This window comes from Acinetobacter sp. FDAARGOS_515, assembly GCF_003938865.1.
Classification (GTDB): domain Bacteria; phylum Pseudomonadota; class Gammaproteobacteria; order Pseudomonadales; family Moraxellaceae; genus Acinetobacter; species Acinetobacter ursingii.
In genome coordinates this window covers 1,830,907-1,846,556 of record NZ_RKIX01000003.1, presented here as the reverse complement: position 1 = coordinate 1,846,556, position 15,650 = coordinate 1,830,907, and the positions used below count along the sequence as shown (strand labels likewise).

The following is a 15,650-nucleotide window of genomic DNA, read 5'->3' as shown; positions in this document are numbered from 1 at the left end:
CTATTTCTATCACAGTTAGATTCGGTACATCTGTAACTTGGCTGTAAATATGCGCTTATCCTTGCCCTGCATAATTCCAATCATCAGGAATATTGGGCTGCTTTGGAGCTTGATTTAAATCAATATTCAGGTTGCGACTGCCTTTATAAGATTTTTCACCCGAATCAGACACAGGAGATACCTCTAGATGGTAATGATAGCGGAACTGCCACAGCATCGGTTTAAGTGGGCGAATATCCAGACTTAAACCATCTTCATCATGACATCGATCTTTAGCCTGTTCATAATCCTGTTCTGAGAAACAAGCGCGAATCATTCGAGTAAAACTAAAGGGATAATCTGTTATAAAGCGTTGTGTTTTTCCCTGCTCAAGCAATTCATAAAAACTAGCGCGCTCAATGCTCGCACCTCCACCTGAATACATCTCTAAAAAGGGTGCAATCACCGCAACGGCATAACGCGTTGGTGTCATTGGAAAAAGCTTAGGAAATATAAAGGATGAGTCATCATCATTTGTATCTTCTACAGCAAAAGGAAGTTGCCATTGACCATCTAGCTTCAAACCTGATTGAGATGGATGAAAGACGGCAATGCGGTCATTTTTAAGCAACCACAACTTGTGATCGGGTGCTTTAAGACTCCGTAATCGTTCCGTCTGATCACAAAATGATTTTAGTAGTGTACAAATTTGCGTTTGCTCAACTGTAGTTAACTGATTTTTCTTAAATTCAAGAATATTTAATGGAGCTGCTGAGGCTGTAATCGTGATAGCCATTAGCAATATTGCCCAAATACATTGTCTGGAAGTTTTATTATTATGATTCATATTTTATACACTCTTTTGGTTCACATTTTCTTGACGCAAGATTTAATTAACGTTCAGTCATATTATCTTCATGACTTTATTTAGCAACTTTAGCAATGCAAAATAACTTAATCACATTCGACTAAAGAGACAAGAGGAATAACTTAAAGCATCAAGGCGGTTATGCTATGGTTGATACACGCTTGAGATCAATTTTTATGCTTTTTTTCTTGGCAATAAACACAACAAAAGAGGATTAACGCATGTCCAAACAAATTTTAATGTTGGTCGGTGACTATGCTGAAGATTATGAAACAATGGTTCCTTTTCAATTTCTGACCGGCTTAGGATATACCGTACATGCGGTTTGTCCTGAAAAGAAGGCGGGTGATCAGATTGCAACCGCCATTCATGATTTTGAGGGCGATCAAACCTATAGTGAAAAGCGTGGTCATAATTTTGCCATTAATTATGATTTTAATGCCGTTAATACGCAAGATTATGTTGGGCTTGTGATCCCTGGTGGGCGCGCGCCAGAATATTTACGCATGAATGAACGTGTGGTCGCCATTGTCCGTGAATTTGACAGCGCACAAAAACCGATTGCTGCTGTTTGTCATGGTGCTCAGTTATTGGCCGCAGCAGATGTAATTCGTGGTCGTTTATGTTCGGCTTATCCTGCATGTGCAGCCGAAGTAAAATTGGCGGGTGGTCAGTATGCAGATATTGCGGTCACAGAAGCCGTCACCGATGGACATTTCGTCACTGCCCCTGCTTGGCCTGCACATCCTGCATGGCTTTCTCAGTTTGTCAAAGTACTTGGAGCTCAAATTACCCTGTAGAACAGCGATGAGTATTATTTAATATCGCTTTTTCGTTTGAGTTTGACATATGGCAATACAACAAGCTCAAACGAAATATCTTAATTCTCTGAAAACTATTGAATTTGTTTCAACATATTTTGGGCGCCTGCATGATTTTGATTAGTCGCTAGATTTTGTAAAATCCCCACTGCCCGAGCTTTAGGATTGCTAAAGCGGCTCTTATAAGCAGATACATGGGTTAGGCATTTTGCAACCAATATGCCAGATTCAGCATATACATTACTTCCATTGGTATTATACAACTTGCCATAGCTATAGGCTTTTTCAGCATTATTGCAGGCAACAATCTGGTTTTGTCCCTTACTCAAATCTTTACGTGCAGCGACATAGTATTTTAATTGCTGTGATTGAGGTGTTTCAGTCACTTTTTCTGGCATCTTGATCGGAGCGATGGGTACAGGCTTCGTCTCTTTTTTTGCATCTGATTCTTTTTTAACATCAGCTTCTTTTTTTGTTTCAATCTCTTTGTCAGACTGATGCTTCATATTTTTGGTCGAAGACGAGTTACTTACTCCTTTTTTAGGTGAGATAGCAGAAGCAGGATTGGCTTTACTATAAAAAGTTTTCGTTTCTTCAAGCGTCATTATTCGAGTGTGTAAACTCACCATACTGGTTGCATTTTGATCTATATTTTTACGTTGTGCAGTCGGTTCAATCGAAACAATCCAGCTTTTTTCAGTCCCATAATCACATTGATAGGCTCCTATTCCCTGCTTCACATTTGGATGAGATGCCAATATTTTTTTAGTTGAATGATCTTTAATTAAACTCAGATTGCTATGACGTAGCACAGAAAATTTCCCACCATTGGCATGGCAATATTGACTTAAATATTTCCGTGGATAGAGTGATTCTGGTTCAATATTGGGTTGTTGTTGTCCCCAGTCATAGATATATTCACGTGAAATGCCTGTTGCACCATTCAATTGTTTTTGGTCGATCAAATCCTGAGGAGATGCAAAAAGCTGCATTGAATCAGCATGATTTTTAGGTGTAGATGCGCATCCGTGCAACAACAATACATTCAACCCAATCCATAGCCATAATTTAGATTTCACGTTACTTTTTCTCAGTCCTTTTTTTTTATCGCTAAAATATAGCAAAAAATATAACTAAATAAATCTAATGATTTGATTTTCATTAAAATATAAGTGAAACCAAATTTGATGATGTATTCAAAATTAGGACTAAAATGCCAACTTTTTTCTATTCATCCCATAAACAATGAAATATGTATCACTCAGGATAGATGCGATTTATATAGATGTATTTGATCGTGTAGTAAGTTTTTCGCTTTAATGCGACCCGTAATGCTCGATCGTTTGAATCCTACATAACAGATGAGTTACTTAAGCCCTGTCATAAGCTCTATCAAATTGCTGGCTAATTTCACCCTTTTACTTAAACCTTATTACTTACCATACGAAGCCTGAAGTAAGGATAAAATATGCTGAACCCGAATATTCATCTGGTCTGCACGGTAGATGGCATAGATCGGTGCAATACATGGTTTTTTTGCTTCCAGTACCTTATAAATAATCTGCTTGTTCCAGAAATCTTGAATCGATGCAGGCACAATAGACAAACCAATCCCTGCCGCAATCAAGTTTAAACTGGAAGTCAAACGAGGCGCTTCCTGTACCACGTGAGGACTAAATCCAGCTTGATAACAACTTGCCATAATATTATCAAATAAATCCTGCCCGCCTAAACGCCGATAAAGAACAAACTCGTAAGGTTCCAAGTCAGATAACTGAATCACGCCATCAGTTTGGGCTAAACGATGATTATTGGGTAAAGCCACCATTAAGGGCTCGTTCAATACATGTTGACTATGCAATTTTCGCTGCATTGGCGCAGGCTTACGTAAAAATACGATATCCAGTTTTTCATTAATGACCGCATCAATTAAGGCACTGCTACTTTCTTCTTCCAGATAAATAGAGACTTGAGGAAATTGATCACGAAATGCTCTTAACACCGTAGGCAAAAAGGGATGCAATCCAACAGAATGAGTAAACCCCACATTCAGTTGTCCCTCTTTGCCCTGAGCAATATTTTGAACACGTCTGGGGATTGACTGTGCATGAGCTAAAATGGTAATCGCCTCTTGATAAAGCACTTTACCTGCTTCTGTCGCCTCCACCCCACGTGGTAATCGTTTTAAGAGCGGGGTATCAAGTTCCTGTTCCAAACTTTGCATCAATCTGGTCAAAGGAGGCTGCTGCATATGCAGCCTAACCGCAGCTTTAGATATATTACTTTCTTCAACCACAGCAACAAAAGCATTCAGTTTATGTATATCAATCATAGCAATACTTTTTGAGTATGTTTTATGCCAAAAATAGCATTGGTAAATATATCATAATCGGCTCATGCTATGCCTATCAGCTTAGACGATAAAAGGTGACGCAGTGAAGATTCAAGCCATGCCAATAGCGAGTGAACAATCGATAACTCCTGATTGCAAGGCTTTATTTAGCGGATTTATGAAATTGGGTTTGATGGGTTTTGGTGCCGTGTTACCGCTGGCACATCGTATGATTGTGGAGCAACAAAAATGGCTAGATGAAAGCCAATTTACCAACTTACTGGGCATTTGCCAGTTATTACCCGGTGGCAATATCATTAATATGTCAGTGGCAATTGGCATGCAGTTTCAAGGCATTAAAGGTGCCATCAGTTCGGTATTAGGACTGATTTTTGCTCCAACTGTAATCGTCTTAATGATCTATCAGGTATATGAACATTTTCAATACTTAACGGTAGTAAGACATCTTATTCAAGGATTAGCCGCTGCGGCAGCAGGACTTTTGTTCGCCACAGGCTTCAAAATGCTTCGTCCTATATTAAAAAGCAAACTCACCCTTCTGACGATTACGCTGACATTTATCTTTATGCTGTTATTTAAGCCACCACTGGCGTTGACCCTACTTATTTTACTCACCATTAACTTTTTAATTCTGGGAGTAAAAAAATCATGATCTTGGTACTCATGACTCTAGCCTTAGTATTTACTCAACTGTCGGTTTTGGCCTTTGGAGGTGGCAACGCCATTCTTCCCGAAATGCAGCATCAGGTGGTGAATATTCATCACTGGATGAGCGCTGAACAGTTTAGCTCATTGTTTGCAATGGCACAGGCTGCACCGGGGCCAAATATGATGATTGTTCCTCTGATTGGCTGGCATGTCGCAGGGCCTGCTGGCTTATTGGTGACTTCGTTGGCGAAATTTGGCCCGTCATCAATGATTACGATCTATGCACTCAAATTTTGGCAACGTTTTAAGGATCATCCTTTTAGAAGCCGTTTTGAGCAAGCGTTAAAGCCAATTACCGTAGGCTTGGTACTTGTCAGCGCATGGATGATTGCACAAGCTTCAGCGCAAAGCTCTTTATTGGTCATCATTGTAATTTTGACTGCACTTTTGGGTTTATTTAAAAAAATTCATCCGCTTTGGGTCATGTTGCTTGGTGCAGGTTTGGGTGTTGTTCTGCTCTAAATCGGCACAGGCATAAAAAACCCGCTGCTTGCGGGTTTAAACTTATTTATCCAAGATTGATTCAAAGGCTTTTAAACGCTTATGAATGGAGAGTAATTCAATGATGGTTTTCCAAGAATTAATCAAATATTGAAATGAGTCACGGACTTTACCGAATACTCCGCCTATTTGATTAATCAGACCTAAAGTCAGTTTTCCTGCGGCAATCGACGGAAATAAAACCACTAGATTGTAAAGAATATCCAGTTGTCCATACCATGTAGCAGTTAAATTAAAATAAGCATAATGAAAATAAAGTCGAAAATAGTTTTTGCGTACCCGACTAAATAATTCTTTTAAAGTCGCAGGTTGTGCGCGATCCGCATGATCTTCCCCATAGACCAATTCTTTACGATATGCCGCTTCAACTTTTTGATTATTAAATTGTAAGCCCGGTAATTTAATCCCCACCACCATCAATAAGATGGTTCCAAATAATGACCATACAATCGCAGCCCAAACCAATGAATGATTAAGCTCACCCATGATCGGAACAACCGGAACATATTTTGAGAGTTGAAAAAGTAGTGGAAGAAACGCGATTAAAGTCATCATCGCTTTGATCAGCTCTACCCCCAAATCTTCCATGATAGTAGCAAAACGCATGGTATCTTCCTGCACACGCTGTGATGCCCCTTCCACATGCCTTAATTTGTCCCAATTTGCCGTATAATAATCATTCATTGCCGTCCGCCAGCGAAAAACATAATGGCTGGTAAAAAAGGCATTGATCACCGCAAGCGTTACTCCAACCATGGCAATATAAAGAAAAACCATCGTTTCTTTATATAAATCCATTATGTTTCCACCGCCATTGGTCAGCATGCTTTGAATCAAATCCCAAAAAGGCACATACCAAGCATTTACCGCAACACTGACCTGTACCCCAAACCAGATATTGAATAAAATAAAAGCGGAACCCCAAACTGACCATCGTTGCCACGGATTATCTGAAACTTTCTTCCAAAACAAGGCAAATATGGCCGTCGCCACAAAAAACCAAAGATAAAACCATAAAAAAGTAGGCGACCAAAAACGGCTTACACCGACAGGAAGTTCAGCATCGGCATATCCTTTTGGAAAACCCAAAAATTCGCCCCACTCTTTGCCGCCTGAATACCAAAGCACAATATTAATAATAAACCAGAAGATGAGTGATAAAAAAAACCACTTGGGTTTTGGAAAAAATGACTTGAACATGAAGTTGCGATATTCCTTTTTCTGCGCACTATCGTTGGGATAGAAATTAAGATGTAAATCTTAAATTCCGCCTAAATAACTGTCTGTTCTTTGTTATTTATGTACAGCTCTATATAGCGCTTTTTGTATGGACGATACAAGTCCCATACATTGATAGTTGCTTTCATTTTTTAGACTTCAGCCAAGCTCAGCTTTCTTAAATGCCGATATCCGTTTTTTGCTTTTTTAAAGTTACTTTAATAGATGATTTAAATTGACTTAAAGATATAAAGAAACTGGTAATTTCAAGAGATTCATTGCGTGAAAGCGAACGTATTAAATGTGTAATTTTGACCAGTGAGCAAAATAAACATGTCTGATCCAAGTTTATTAAAATCAACCCGATAACATTATATCTATTTAAAAAATATAAATATAAATTTTAAATAGAATTTTTGATAGGCGTTTTGTTTGTCAGATATGTCTCATAAATGGACTAAGTTTGATATACAATATATAAAATATATGCACTTCAAACGGGAGTAAATTTTTATGGATCTAAAAGCTATCGAACTTATCGAAACGATTACTTTACATAAAGAAAATTTTACACCTAAAGTTTTCGAAAAAGGAACCGTGCTTAAAGTCATGATGCCAACACCAACCTCTTTACTGGTTTCTGATGATGAAGGCTTTTCGTTTACGATTGCTTTAGATGAGGAAGGTAAAACTTGGCACCCATTATAATGGTGTTCTCTATATCATTTTGATGTTTGGTGCTGTATTGACTGATCTGAGATCAGGGAGATTTAATTTTTGGGTTAAGGGGAAAACACGGATGGTTTACTTCAACACTCATGACTTTGTAAGTCATAACCTTTGCCTATAAACTTTTGGTCTATAGCGTCCTAAGCCGAATCGAGACCTTTTGGGTGAGTACACACTTACGTGATACATTTCGGTGCATGCTACTCTTTTCGATCCCCTGTGGAACTTTTGTTCCTAACCTTGCTAAATAGTCTAGAGAGAATCCGGAGAGATTGTTTTCCGAATTTCTAGCTTTATTAAACGTAATTGAAAATTTATCGCAAATTAATTAGTTTTCTTAGAATAAATTCTCTCTATACTTCTACTTTCAGATTTTTAACATCGCCTTTATGCTCAATAGCGAAATTTTTTAATTTTACATCTAGCTCTTTATACTATTAATCGTTTATTTGGCTTTATCTAAGGTGGAATAAACGTTTGAGCAAACTTATGCAGGGTATTAACTTTGCCTTGATCAAATGCTTCAGGCTTAATGTAATAAAGCTGATTTTTTTTAAGAAATGGCGCAAAATAGACCCCACTTTTGGGAATAAATGATGGGTTGAAGATTCGCTTATGAGCAATTTAGCTTTCGCTTCATTTTCACTACATGGTGTTGATGCACAAAAATTTTTGCAGGGTCAAGTTACGATTAATGTTGAAGCTTTATCTGAAAATACGACCCGTTATACCGCAATTTGTGATTTAAAAGGTCGCATCCATTTTGGCTTATGGTTAAACAAACAGTCTTCCGAAAGCTTTCAAATTGTCACCACGCAGGATCAGAGCGAGGAATTTGCCAAACATATTCGCAAATACGGCGCTTTTTCTAAGATGAAACTAGAGGATGCAGGTCCTGTATTTCCAGCACTGGGCGAGAAAAGCAGTGAATTTTCAAGTACAGAATCAGATATTAATGCTTGGCAACTACATGCCATCGAAGCCGGTCAGGCTTGGATTGCTCAGAGCACTGAGCATGAGTTTCAGCCGCAGGAATTACGCTTACATCAACGCGAAGGCGTTCATTACGATAAAGGGTGTTATCTAGGTCAGGAAATTATCGCGCGTTTATGGTTTAAAGCTAAACCAAAACATTGGTTACATTTGGTACTTGGCAATGGTGAAGTGCCTGCACCCGCAACAAAATTAAGTAACGATGTTGAAGTGGTCAATAGTATTGCGGTTGAAGGTGGCTACAAAGCCTTGGTCGTAGCCAAACCTGCTGCGCTTGAAGAGTTGAGCTTAACCATTTTGGATTTACCCGAATATTTAAGTGGTGATGTGGCCAGACCGCAATAACTTACGATGAATGCCCTATTTATTTGTAGTAGAAATCAATGGCGTAGCCCAACAGCAGGACGTGTATTTTCAAAACACATGAATACGCGCTCTGCTGGAACGAGTAAGCAAACCAAACGGGTGGTGTCAGCACGAGATATCGTATGGGCAGATCATATTTTTGTGATGGAATATCATCATAAACAAAGATTGGTTGAACAATTCAATAAGAATCTGAGAAATAAAAAAATTACCGTCTTAGAAATCCCAGATGAATATCATTTTATGCATCCAGACTTGGTTGAATTGTTAAGCCAAGCCATGCAGCCTTATTTATAACTAAACACATTTCTTCACTATTGTTTTTCATCATTTTTTGGCATGATCAAATGGCTTTTTATTGTGGAATGCAACATGAAATTTTTATTCAGCGCATTGACGCTAAGCTTATTTAGTATCTCTCTCAGCCATGCCAATATTGCCACTGTACAACAAAATTTAAAGAAGAACTTTCCAGATATTCCAGTGCAATCGGTACAAACCACGCCATTAAAAGACATTTATGAAGTGTATATGGGCGGGCAAATTGTCTATACCAATGATGATGCCAATTACTTTTTTATTGGCAATCTTATTGACAATAAAAACCAAAAGAACTTAACCGAAGACAGTTTGCAAAAACTTGAAAAAATTGATGTTTCCACACTACCTCTCGATCAAGCCATTAAACATGTCAAAGGCAATGGGCAACGTGTTCTATACCTCTTTAGCGACCCTGATTGTCCTTATTGCCAACGTTTAGAAAAGCAAATGGCATCGGTCGATAATGTCACGATTTATTTGTTTTTATATCCACTCAAAGGTTTACATCCGAATGCAGAAAATATGGCCACGCAAATCTGGTGTGCCAAAGACCAATATGCTGCTTGGGAAAATTATCTCTTAAATAAAAAACAGCCGACAAAATCTGCAAGTTGCCAAACACCAATTCAGAAAAATCTGGAACTCGGTAAACGCTTAAAAATTAGCGGAACTCCCACCATGTTCCTCAAAAATGGCAACAGAATTACAGGTGCGATGGAGGCCGATGAATTAAATCAGCTTTTAGATGAAACCAAATAAATTTTAGGGAAGTTTAAAATCTTTGATCTTCCCAAATTTAATCTATCATTAAGCAATCGGCTGTAAAAAATGACACATTCATTCTCAATTTTTATATTTACATTCCACACAAAACTTTTATGATGATGATTCACAATGTAATACCCATATTGTGCATCAATGGAATGATGTAAGTATGACAACAGGATTTTTAAAATGAAAAAACTTCTTCTCGTCGGTCTTATTGCTTTATCTTCAACCACCTTTGCAGCAGAAACAGCTCCTCAAACCAGTACAGCCAATAACCCTTTTGCCAAAGCTGAACAGTTATATAAAGACAAAAATTATAATGCGGCTTATCAGGAAATGGATCGTTTAGCCAAAACAGGCAATGCGCAAGCGATTTACAATCAGGGATTTATGAGTGAATTAGGACAAGGTACTGCTCAGGATTCAAAAAAAGCGCTTGCTGCTTATCAGGAAGCATCCAATAAAGGTTATCCAGTCGCGACATATCGCCTTGCTCAAATTTATATGGCGGGTGAGTTAGGTGTCACGAAGGATGAGAAAAAAGGTCGTGAATATCTGGAAAAAGCCTCGAATGCAGGTTTGGATGAAGCAACCGTAGAACTTGCCGTATTATTATTTGCTGAAAATAAAGATGCCTCGAATAAACTAGCACTACAAAAGCTTCAACCCTTAATTAACAAAAATAATTATCGTGCCATACACTTAAAAGCGATTTATGACATCAGTAATGGTTTTAAGACCAAGAATGAGGCCGCAGTTAAAGTGGGTTTAGCCAGTATCGAAAGTCTAGCCAAGAAAGGCTATATTCCTGCGCTGATGGCCGTTGGAAACCTGATGACCAATGGCAATATTGTGCCGCAGAATTTGCCAGAAGCGCGCAAAATTTTTGCTGCTCTAGCTCAGGATAATGTTCCTCAAGCCAAAGAATCACTGGCTGCGGTAGATAAACTGATCGCGGAAAAAGCGAAAGCACCGATCACCAAAGCAAAAAGTTAAGTTAAACAACAAATCATTTTGCCTCTATCATCGAGGCAAAATGATTTACCACCACAACATGATCAAGCTGCTAATCCCAACAAAGCCTAAAATCGTACTTAACATCAAAGGGGTTAAAGCACGTTCATTTAAACCATAAGCCTGCCCAAAAATTCCAAAGGCAATCGGCATCGGTAATGCAGCTAAAATGGTTCCTGCATACAACATTTCTTGGCTCACATCTGGCAAAATTCGCAGTAAGCAATAGATCAGTAAAGGCATCAGGATAACTTTAAAAGCCACTAACAAACCACTTTGCAGATTCAAAGCACTCATGCCCATTCCAACTAAACTTCCACCAATCACAAATAATGCTAAAGGCGATGCTGTTTTCCCCAACAAAGCTAAAGATTGATCAACTAAAATAGGCAAGCGAATATCTAACAAGATACAACTCATCCCCAAAATAATGGCAATAATCACAGGATTTTTTAGCAAATTTTGTGCGGTTTTTTGCAGCAGCGCCCATACTTTTTGTTGTTCTTGCTGCCCTGCTTCTGCTAATGCCAGAACCAAAGCCAATATCAATAAATTTTCCAGAATCAATGTCAATGAAATATAAATCGCAGCATGTGATCCCATCAGCAAACTTAATACCGCCGTGCCAATAAAGCCCGTATTGGACATAGAAGCGCCCATTGCCAGAACAGCCGTTGGGGTCAGACTATATGAAAAGCAATAACGATAACAATAAAACGCCAATGCAAAGATAATTAAAGAACCACCACCATAGGCGATAAAATAAGACGGATGCCAAATATCATTTAAACTTTTATTAGATAAGGCATACAGTAAAAATGCGGGTAAGGCTATTTTGATAATAAATGCACTCAATGCCTTGATCTGATCAGGTGTAATCAGCCGAATTGAAACACTCAAGTAACCTGCCAACAATAATAGAAAAATTGGTACGATGACCTGTACAACCACATTGGCACCCTTTTTATCAAAACAAAAAGACGCAACCAAGTGCGCCTTTTGCTAAAAAAATTAATAGTTAAATGGTTTAAATAATTGCTTTAAGCCATGCGGTTGGCAACGCAAATATTGTGGTGAGATCTCAATTTCAGCACCTAATGCAGCGGCTGCATGCCAAGGCCAGCGTGGATCGTACTGAATAGCTCTTGCCAGTGCAATCGCATCAGCCTGATCGTTTTGCAAAATAGCTTCAGCTTGTTCTGGCTCTGTGATCAAGCCCACTGCAATCACAGGAATTGAAACTTTGGATTTAATCTGCTCGGCAAAAGGTACCTGATAATTCGCACCAATTTTAATGTCCTGAAGTTCATGCAAACCGCCACTAGACACGTGGATATAAGCTGCGCCTAATTGCTGTAGAGCCAAAGATAATCCAATACTCGACTCGATATCCCAACTCACTGTTGGCTGCATCCAGTCTGTTGCAGAAATACGCACACCAACTGGAAAGTTTTGAGGCACAGCAGTTTTAATCGCTTGCAGCACTTCTAAAGTCATCCGAATACGATTTTCAAATGAACCGCCATATTCATCCGTACGCTGATTCGACAACGGCGATAAAAACTGATGTAACAAATAACCATGTGCCGCATGAACTTCGATGAGTTGAAAACCAGCGTCCACAGCACGAACTGCCGCAGCAGCAAAGTCTGCCTGAATCTGTTTGATCTCATCAATACTTAATGAATGCGGGAGCATGTCATGAGCACCAAACGCAATTTCACTCGGTGCCACCGTTTGCCAGCCATGTACATGATCTGGAGCAATTTGCCCTTTACCTAACCATGGTTTATCTGTGGATGCTTTACGACCGGCATGAGCAAGCTGTATCGCAAATGGCATTGGCGAAAGTTGCTGAATATTATCCAAAAGCGCTTTGATTTTATCTCGTTGAGTATCATTCCAAAGACCAACATCGGCATAACTGATGCGTCCTTGGGCTTGAACCGCAGAGGCTTCAATAATACATAGACCTGCACCAGACAGCGCATAATTGGCCCATTGCTGCTCATGCCAATAGGTAATTTCACCATCATCAGTTGCAGAATATTGGCACATCGGTGCAATGATGATCTTATTACGTAGGTTCAATGAACCTAATTGCAAGCTTTCAAATAACTTTGCCACGTGTCACCTCTTCTCTCTTAATTTTCATTAAAATTGTTTGCTGACTCTTAAGCCTGCACTCCAGTTACGTCCATCGGCAGGTTCAAAAAAGCGTGAATTACCGTCATTGACAATGACAGATCCGACATAGTCTTTGTCCAATAAATTATCGACACGGCTGAAAATATTGACTTTCCAGTCCTGTAACTGCCATGCATAACCTGCATAAGCGGTTACAACGGTATAACTTGGTGCTGCATCTGTATTTTGATCATCGACGTAAATTTTATCGTTATATTGGGCATCGACCCCGCCATAAAAACCAGTTTGCGGTTTCCAAGACAATGCGAGATAGGTCTGATTTTTGGCAATCCCTGGAATTTTATTGCCAGATGGAATCTTTGTGAGAGATCCTGTTGCTGGAATATCCGCATCAAATGTTGCATCCAGATATGCATAACTTGCAGTCGCAATCAAATCGCGCCAGAGCTGTTTATTCCATGAGAATTCAACACCTTCACGTAGGGTCTGATCGGCATTACGGAAAGTTGATCGCCCATACTGGCTACCAGCCGAAACAATATCGTCTTTGGTTTTGGTCTGAAAAACAGCCAAAGTAAAATCACCCAACGGATTTTGTGACTTTAAACCCGCTTCATACGTATCGCTACTAGAGGCATTCAGATCAAAATTAAAGCCGCCTTGTCCATCTGGACGGTAAGCCATTTCGGTAAAGGTTGGTGTTTCAAACCCTTTGGCGTAACTCACATAAGCCAAAAGTTCAGGCATGATTTGCCAACTTAAAGCAGCCGAAGGTAAAACTTTGGAATAATCAGTCTTGCCACTGTCATCTGGATTGCTTGCAGTGATGTAGTTATCATCTGATTTATAATGGACATTGCTATAGCGCACGCCTGTATCTAAACGCCAAGTCGGTAAAAACTGCCATGACGCCTGTAAATAAGGATCAATATTCCACAAAGTATTGTCTTCATCACGGCGCAAAGTACCTTTAACCCCATAACTCGGCTGATTGTTGATTAAGGTAAAATTTTCATAACCTTGACGATCCTCATCCATCGCATCTAAGGCCACGCCTGCACTCACGGTGATATTGGGAAGAAGTTCTTTGCCAGTCCAGCGTAGATCTGCGCCATAATAATTCCGCTCAAAATCAATCACACCACCCGCATGACGTGGATTGTTTTGTGCAGATCTAGGAATAGATTGATACTGGGTCACCTCACGATGACCAAAGTAAGCCATCGCATACAATTCATTTTTATCATTTAATGGCTTTAACCAAGTCAATCCTGTTTGCGTCTGTTCAATGTCTTTGCGCACATCGTAGCTATTATTGGTATCATTGACTTGTTTTGGATTGGCTTTCCATTGGTCACGTGTCAATCCTTGCGGATCATCAGCATTAATTTTTAAATAATTGGTAATCCAGTTAATTTTAGAACCATCTTCAAGATTCCACGTGAGTTTGGCATTATTCAAAACCTTATTGGCAGCGCTATGATCACGATAACCATCGGTATCAAAATAAGATGAACTGATCACATAACTCGGTTGATTGGCTTGTTTAGCGCCACCTTGCAATACAATTCCTGCACGATTTTTATCATGACTGCCCCCCGAATAACTCAGTTCAACCGAGTCTTTGCCTTGACCTTCTTTGGTGGTCGTCAACAAAGTACCACCCGATGAATTACCATATATTGACGAAAAAGGCCCTGTTAAAACCTCGATATGATCCAGACTGCTCAAATCGATATTAGACGTTTGTCCCTGACCATCTGGCATGGTGGCTGGAATACCGTCCACATATAAACGAATGCCGCGCACACCAAAAGCCGAACGCGCACCAAAACCACGCATGGAAAGTTGTAAATCCTGTGCATAATTCTCACGATTATGCAGTTGCAAGCTTGGAATACCTTTGACGACTTCTGTCAAATTAACCTGTGAGCTTTGATCCTGCTTGGGCGCATCAATGCGAAAAATCGAAGCAGGAGTTTGCAAATAAGTAGTGTCTGTACGAGTTGCTTCTACTTTAATGGTCGGCAATGCCACTGGTTCTGGCACTTCTGCCCACGCAGCACTACTCATACTGAACCCTGAAAGTAAAAACATGGAAGAATATAATGTATTGAATTGCATGAAGCGCATTCAGTTATCCTTTAATATCAACAATTAGCCCAAAAATATTTGTTATATCATTTAGTTTGTAAATTTTAACATATCGACAAAAAACGATTTTAGCCAATCATTCCAATTTTCAATATATTAGTTTGGTTATTTCTTGGAATACTTTGTAGGTTTAACGGCTTAAACTTGGATGATCTTTCCAGCAATAGCGTTCCAGCCAGTCTTTTGCTTCCTCAGCATAATCAACCCCGATTCTTTTTTTCCGTACAATCTCTGGTTGAATTTTTTTATTTTCAATCCACAAACCAGTTTCTACCCCCAACATTTTGCCTTTAAATCGCTCTGTAATACCTAATTGCCTGGTCAATTTTCCAGGACCTGATAAACGCTTAAAATCAAGTTTAGAAACTGAATCTTCAAAAAAAGCAGCTCTGAGCATCACTCCTTCAGGTTCATGTTCTGTCTGCGTGATCAAATTTAGCATGTGATACATCCCATAAATCAGATAAACATAGATGTGCCCGCCAGCGCTATACATCACCTCGGTTCGGGGAGTACGTCGTCCACCGTAGTTATGACTGGCTTTATCGCGAATTCCCAAATACGCTTCTGTTTCAGTGATGGTACAACGTAGAATTTCACCATTGTCCTGACGTACACAAAGCTGACAGCCGATCAATTGCTCGGCCACTGTCGATGTATCACGTTGAAACCATGTGAATGGTAAAATTTCTGACATCACGCTACCATA

16 protein-coding genes are annotated in these 15,650 nt (G+C 39.4%); 8 read left to right on the top strand and 8 right to left on the bottom strand.

The window, feature by feature from the left end; all coding sequences use genetic code 11:
* Positions 1 to 55: 55 nt before the first annotated feature.
* A complete protein-coding gene (locus EGS47_RS10450; RefSeq protein WP_227546610.1) occupies positions 56 to 775 on the bottom strand; it encodes a hypothetical protein in 720 nt (239 codons plus the stop codon).
* A 293-nt stretch (positions 776 to 1,068) separates the two neighbouring features.
* Between EGS47_RS10450 and EGS47_RS10445 the strand changes: the two genes are divergently transcribed.
* Positions 1,069 to 1,647, top strand: coding sequence for a DJ-1/PfpI family protein (locus EGS47_RS10445; RefSeq protein WP_005002188.1), 579 nt, complete (start codon positions 1,069 to 1,071; stop codon positions 1,645 to 1,647).
* A 95-nt stretch (positions 1,648 to 1,742) separates the two neighbouring features.
* Here EGS47_RS10445 and EGS47_RS10440 read toward each other — a convergent pair whose 3' ends face one another.
* Positions 1,743 to 2,747 (bottom strand): hypothetical protein, encoded by a 1,005-nt coding sequence (locus EGS47_RS10440; RefSeq protein ID WP_005002186.1) that lies wholly within the window; start codon positions 2,745 to 2,747, stop codon positions 1,743 to 1,745.
* Positions 2,748 to 3,100: 353 nt separating this feature from the next.
* Entirely contained in the window at positions 3,101 to 4,000 is a 900-nt protein-coding gene (locus EGS47_RS10435; RefSeq protein WP_005002184.1) for a LysR family transcriptional regulator, read from the bottom strand.
* 103 nt (positions 4,001 to 4,103) lie between these two features.
* Between EGS47_RS10435 and EGS47_RS10430 the strand changes: the two genes are divergently transcribed.
* A complete protein-coding gene (locus tag EGS47_RS10430; RefSeq protein WP_416376707.1) occupies positions 4,104 to 4,673 on the top strand; it encodes a chromate transporter in 570 nt (189 codons plus the stop codon).
* 2 nt (positions 4,674 to 4,675) lie between these two features.
* Positions 4,676 to 5,191, top strand: a complete 516-nt coding sequence (locus EGS47_RS10425) for a chromate transporter (protein WP_171064967.1) — start codon at positions 4,676 to 4,678, stop codon at positions 5,189 to 5,191.
* Between the two features lie 42 nt (positions 5,192 to 5,233).
* Here the strand turns inward: EGS47_RS10425 and sbmA are convergent, their stop codons facing one another.
* Positions 5,234 to 6,430 (bottom strand): peptide antibiotic transporter SbmA, encoded by a 1,197-nt coding sequence (gene sbmA / locus EGS47_RS10420; protein ID WP_005002172.1) that lies wholly within the window; start codon positions 6,428 to 6,430, stop codon positions 5,234 to 5,236.
* A 531-nt stretch (positions 6,431 to 6,961) separates the two neighbouring features.
* Here sbmA and EGS47_RS10415 point away from each other — a divergent pair.
* The 5 genes from EGS47_RS10415 to EGS47_RS10395 all read left to right on the top strand — a co-directional run bounded on the left by EGS47_RS10415 (position 6,962) and on the right by EGS47_RS10395 (position 10,621).
* Positions 6,962 to 7,156: a hypothetical protein gene (locus tag EGS47_RS10415; protein WP_005002170.1), complete on the top strand. Its 195-nt coding sequence runs from the start codon at positions 6,962 to 6,964 to the stop codon at positions 7,154 to 7,156.
* Positions 7,157 to 7,792: 636 nt separating this feature from the next.
* Positions 7,793 to 8,515 (top strand): YgfZ/GcvT domain-containing protein, encoded by a 723-nt coding sequence (locus EGS47_RS10410; protein ID WP_005002168.1) that lies wholly within the window; start codon positions 7,793 to 7,795, stop codon positions 8,513 to 8,515.
* A gap of 6 nt (positions 8,516 to 8,521) precedes the next feature.
* A complete protein-coding gene (locus EGS47_RS10405) occupies positions 8,522 to 8,833 on the top strand; it encodes a low molecular weight protein tyrosine phosphatase family protein (RefSeq protein ID WP_005002166.1) in 312 nt (103 codons plus the stop codon).
* Positions 8,834 to 8,908: 75 nt separating this feature from the next.
* The gene (locus EGS47_RS10400; RefSeq protein ID WP_005002164.1) at positions 8,909 to 9,616 is read left to right on the top strand and encodes a DsbC family protein; all 708 of its coding nucleotides are present in this window, start codon (positions 8,909 to 8,911) and stop codon (positions 9,614 to 9,616) included.
* A 195-nt stretch (positions 9,617 to 9,811) separates the two neighbouring features.
* Complete coding sequence (locus tag EGS47_RS10395) at positions 9,812 to 10,621, top strand: tetratricopeptide repeat protein (protein WP_005002163.1); 810 nt, start codon at positions 9,812 to 9,814, stop codon at positions 10,619 to 10,621.
* A 45-nt stretch (positions 10,622 to 10,666) separates the two neighbouring features.
* On the opposite strand, the gene EGS47_RS10390 is transcribed toward EGS47_RS10395, so the two are convergent.
* From EGS47_RS10390 to EGS47_RS10375, 4 genes are all read right to left on the bottom strand, one after another.
* A complete protein-coding gene (locus EGS47_RS10390) occupies positions 10,667 to 11,590 on the bottom strand; it encodes an AEC family transporter (RefSeq protein WP_035271865.1) in 924 nt (307 codons plus the stop codon).
* A gap of 60 nt (positions 11,591 to 11,650) precedes the next feature.
* Complete coding sequence (locus EGS47_RS10385) at positions 11,651 to 12,766, bottom strand: NADH:flavin oxidoreductase/NADH oxidase (RefSeq protein WP_005002159.1); 1,116 nt, start codon at positions 12,764 to 12,766, stop codon at positions 11,651 to 11,653.
* Between the two features lie 27 nt (positions 12,767 to 12,793).
* Positions 12,794 to 14,860, bottom strand: a complete 2,067-nt coding sequence (locus tag EGS47_RS10380) for a TonB-dependent receptor family protein (protein WP_227546611.1) — start codon at positions 14,858 to 14,860, stop codon at positions 12,794 to 12,796.
* Between the two features lie 211 nt (positions 14,861 to 15,071).
* Positions 15,072 to 15,638, bottom strand: coding sequence for a DNA-3-methyladenine glycosylase (locus EGS47_RS10375; protein WP_005002147.1), 567 nt, complete (start codon positions 15,636 to 15,638; stop codon positions 15,072 to 15,074).
* Positions 15,639 to 15,650 lie beyond the last annotated feature (12 nt).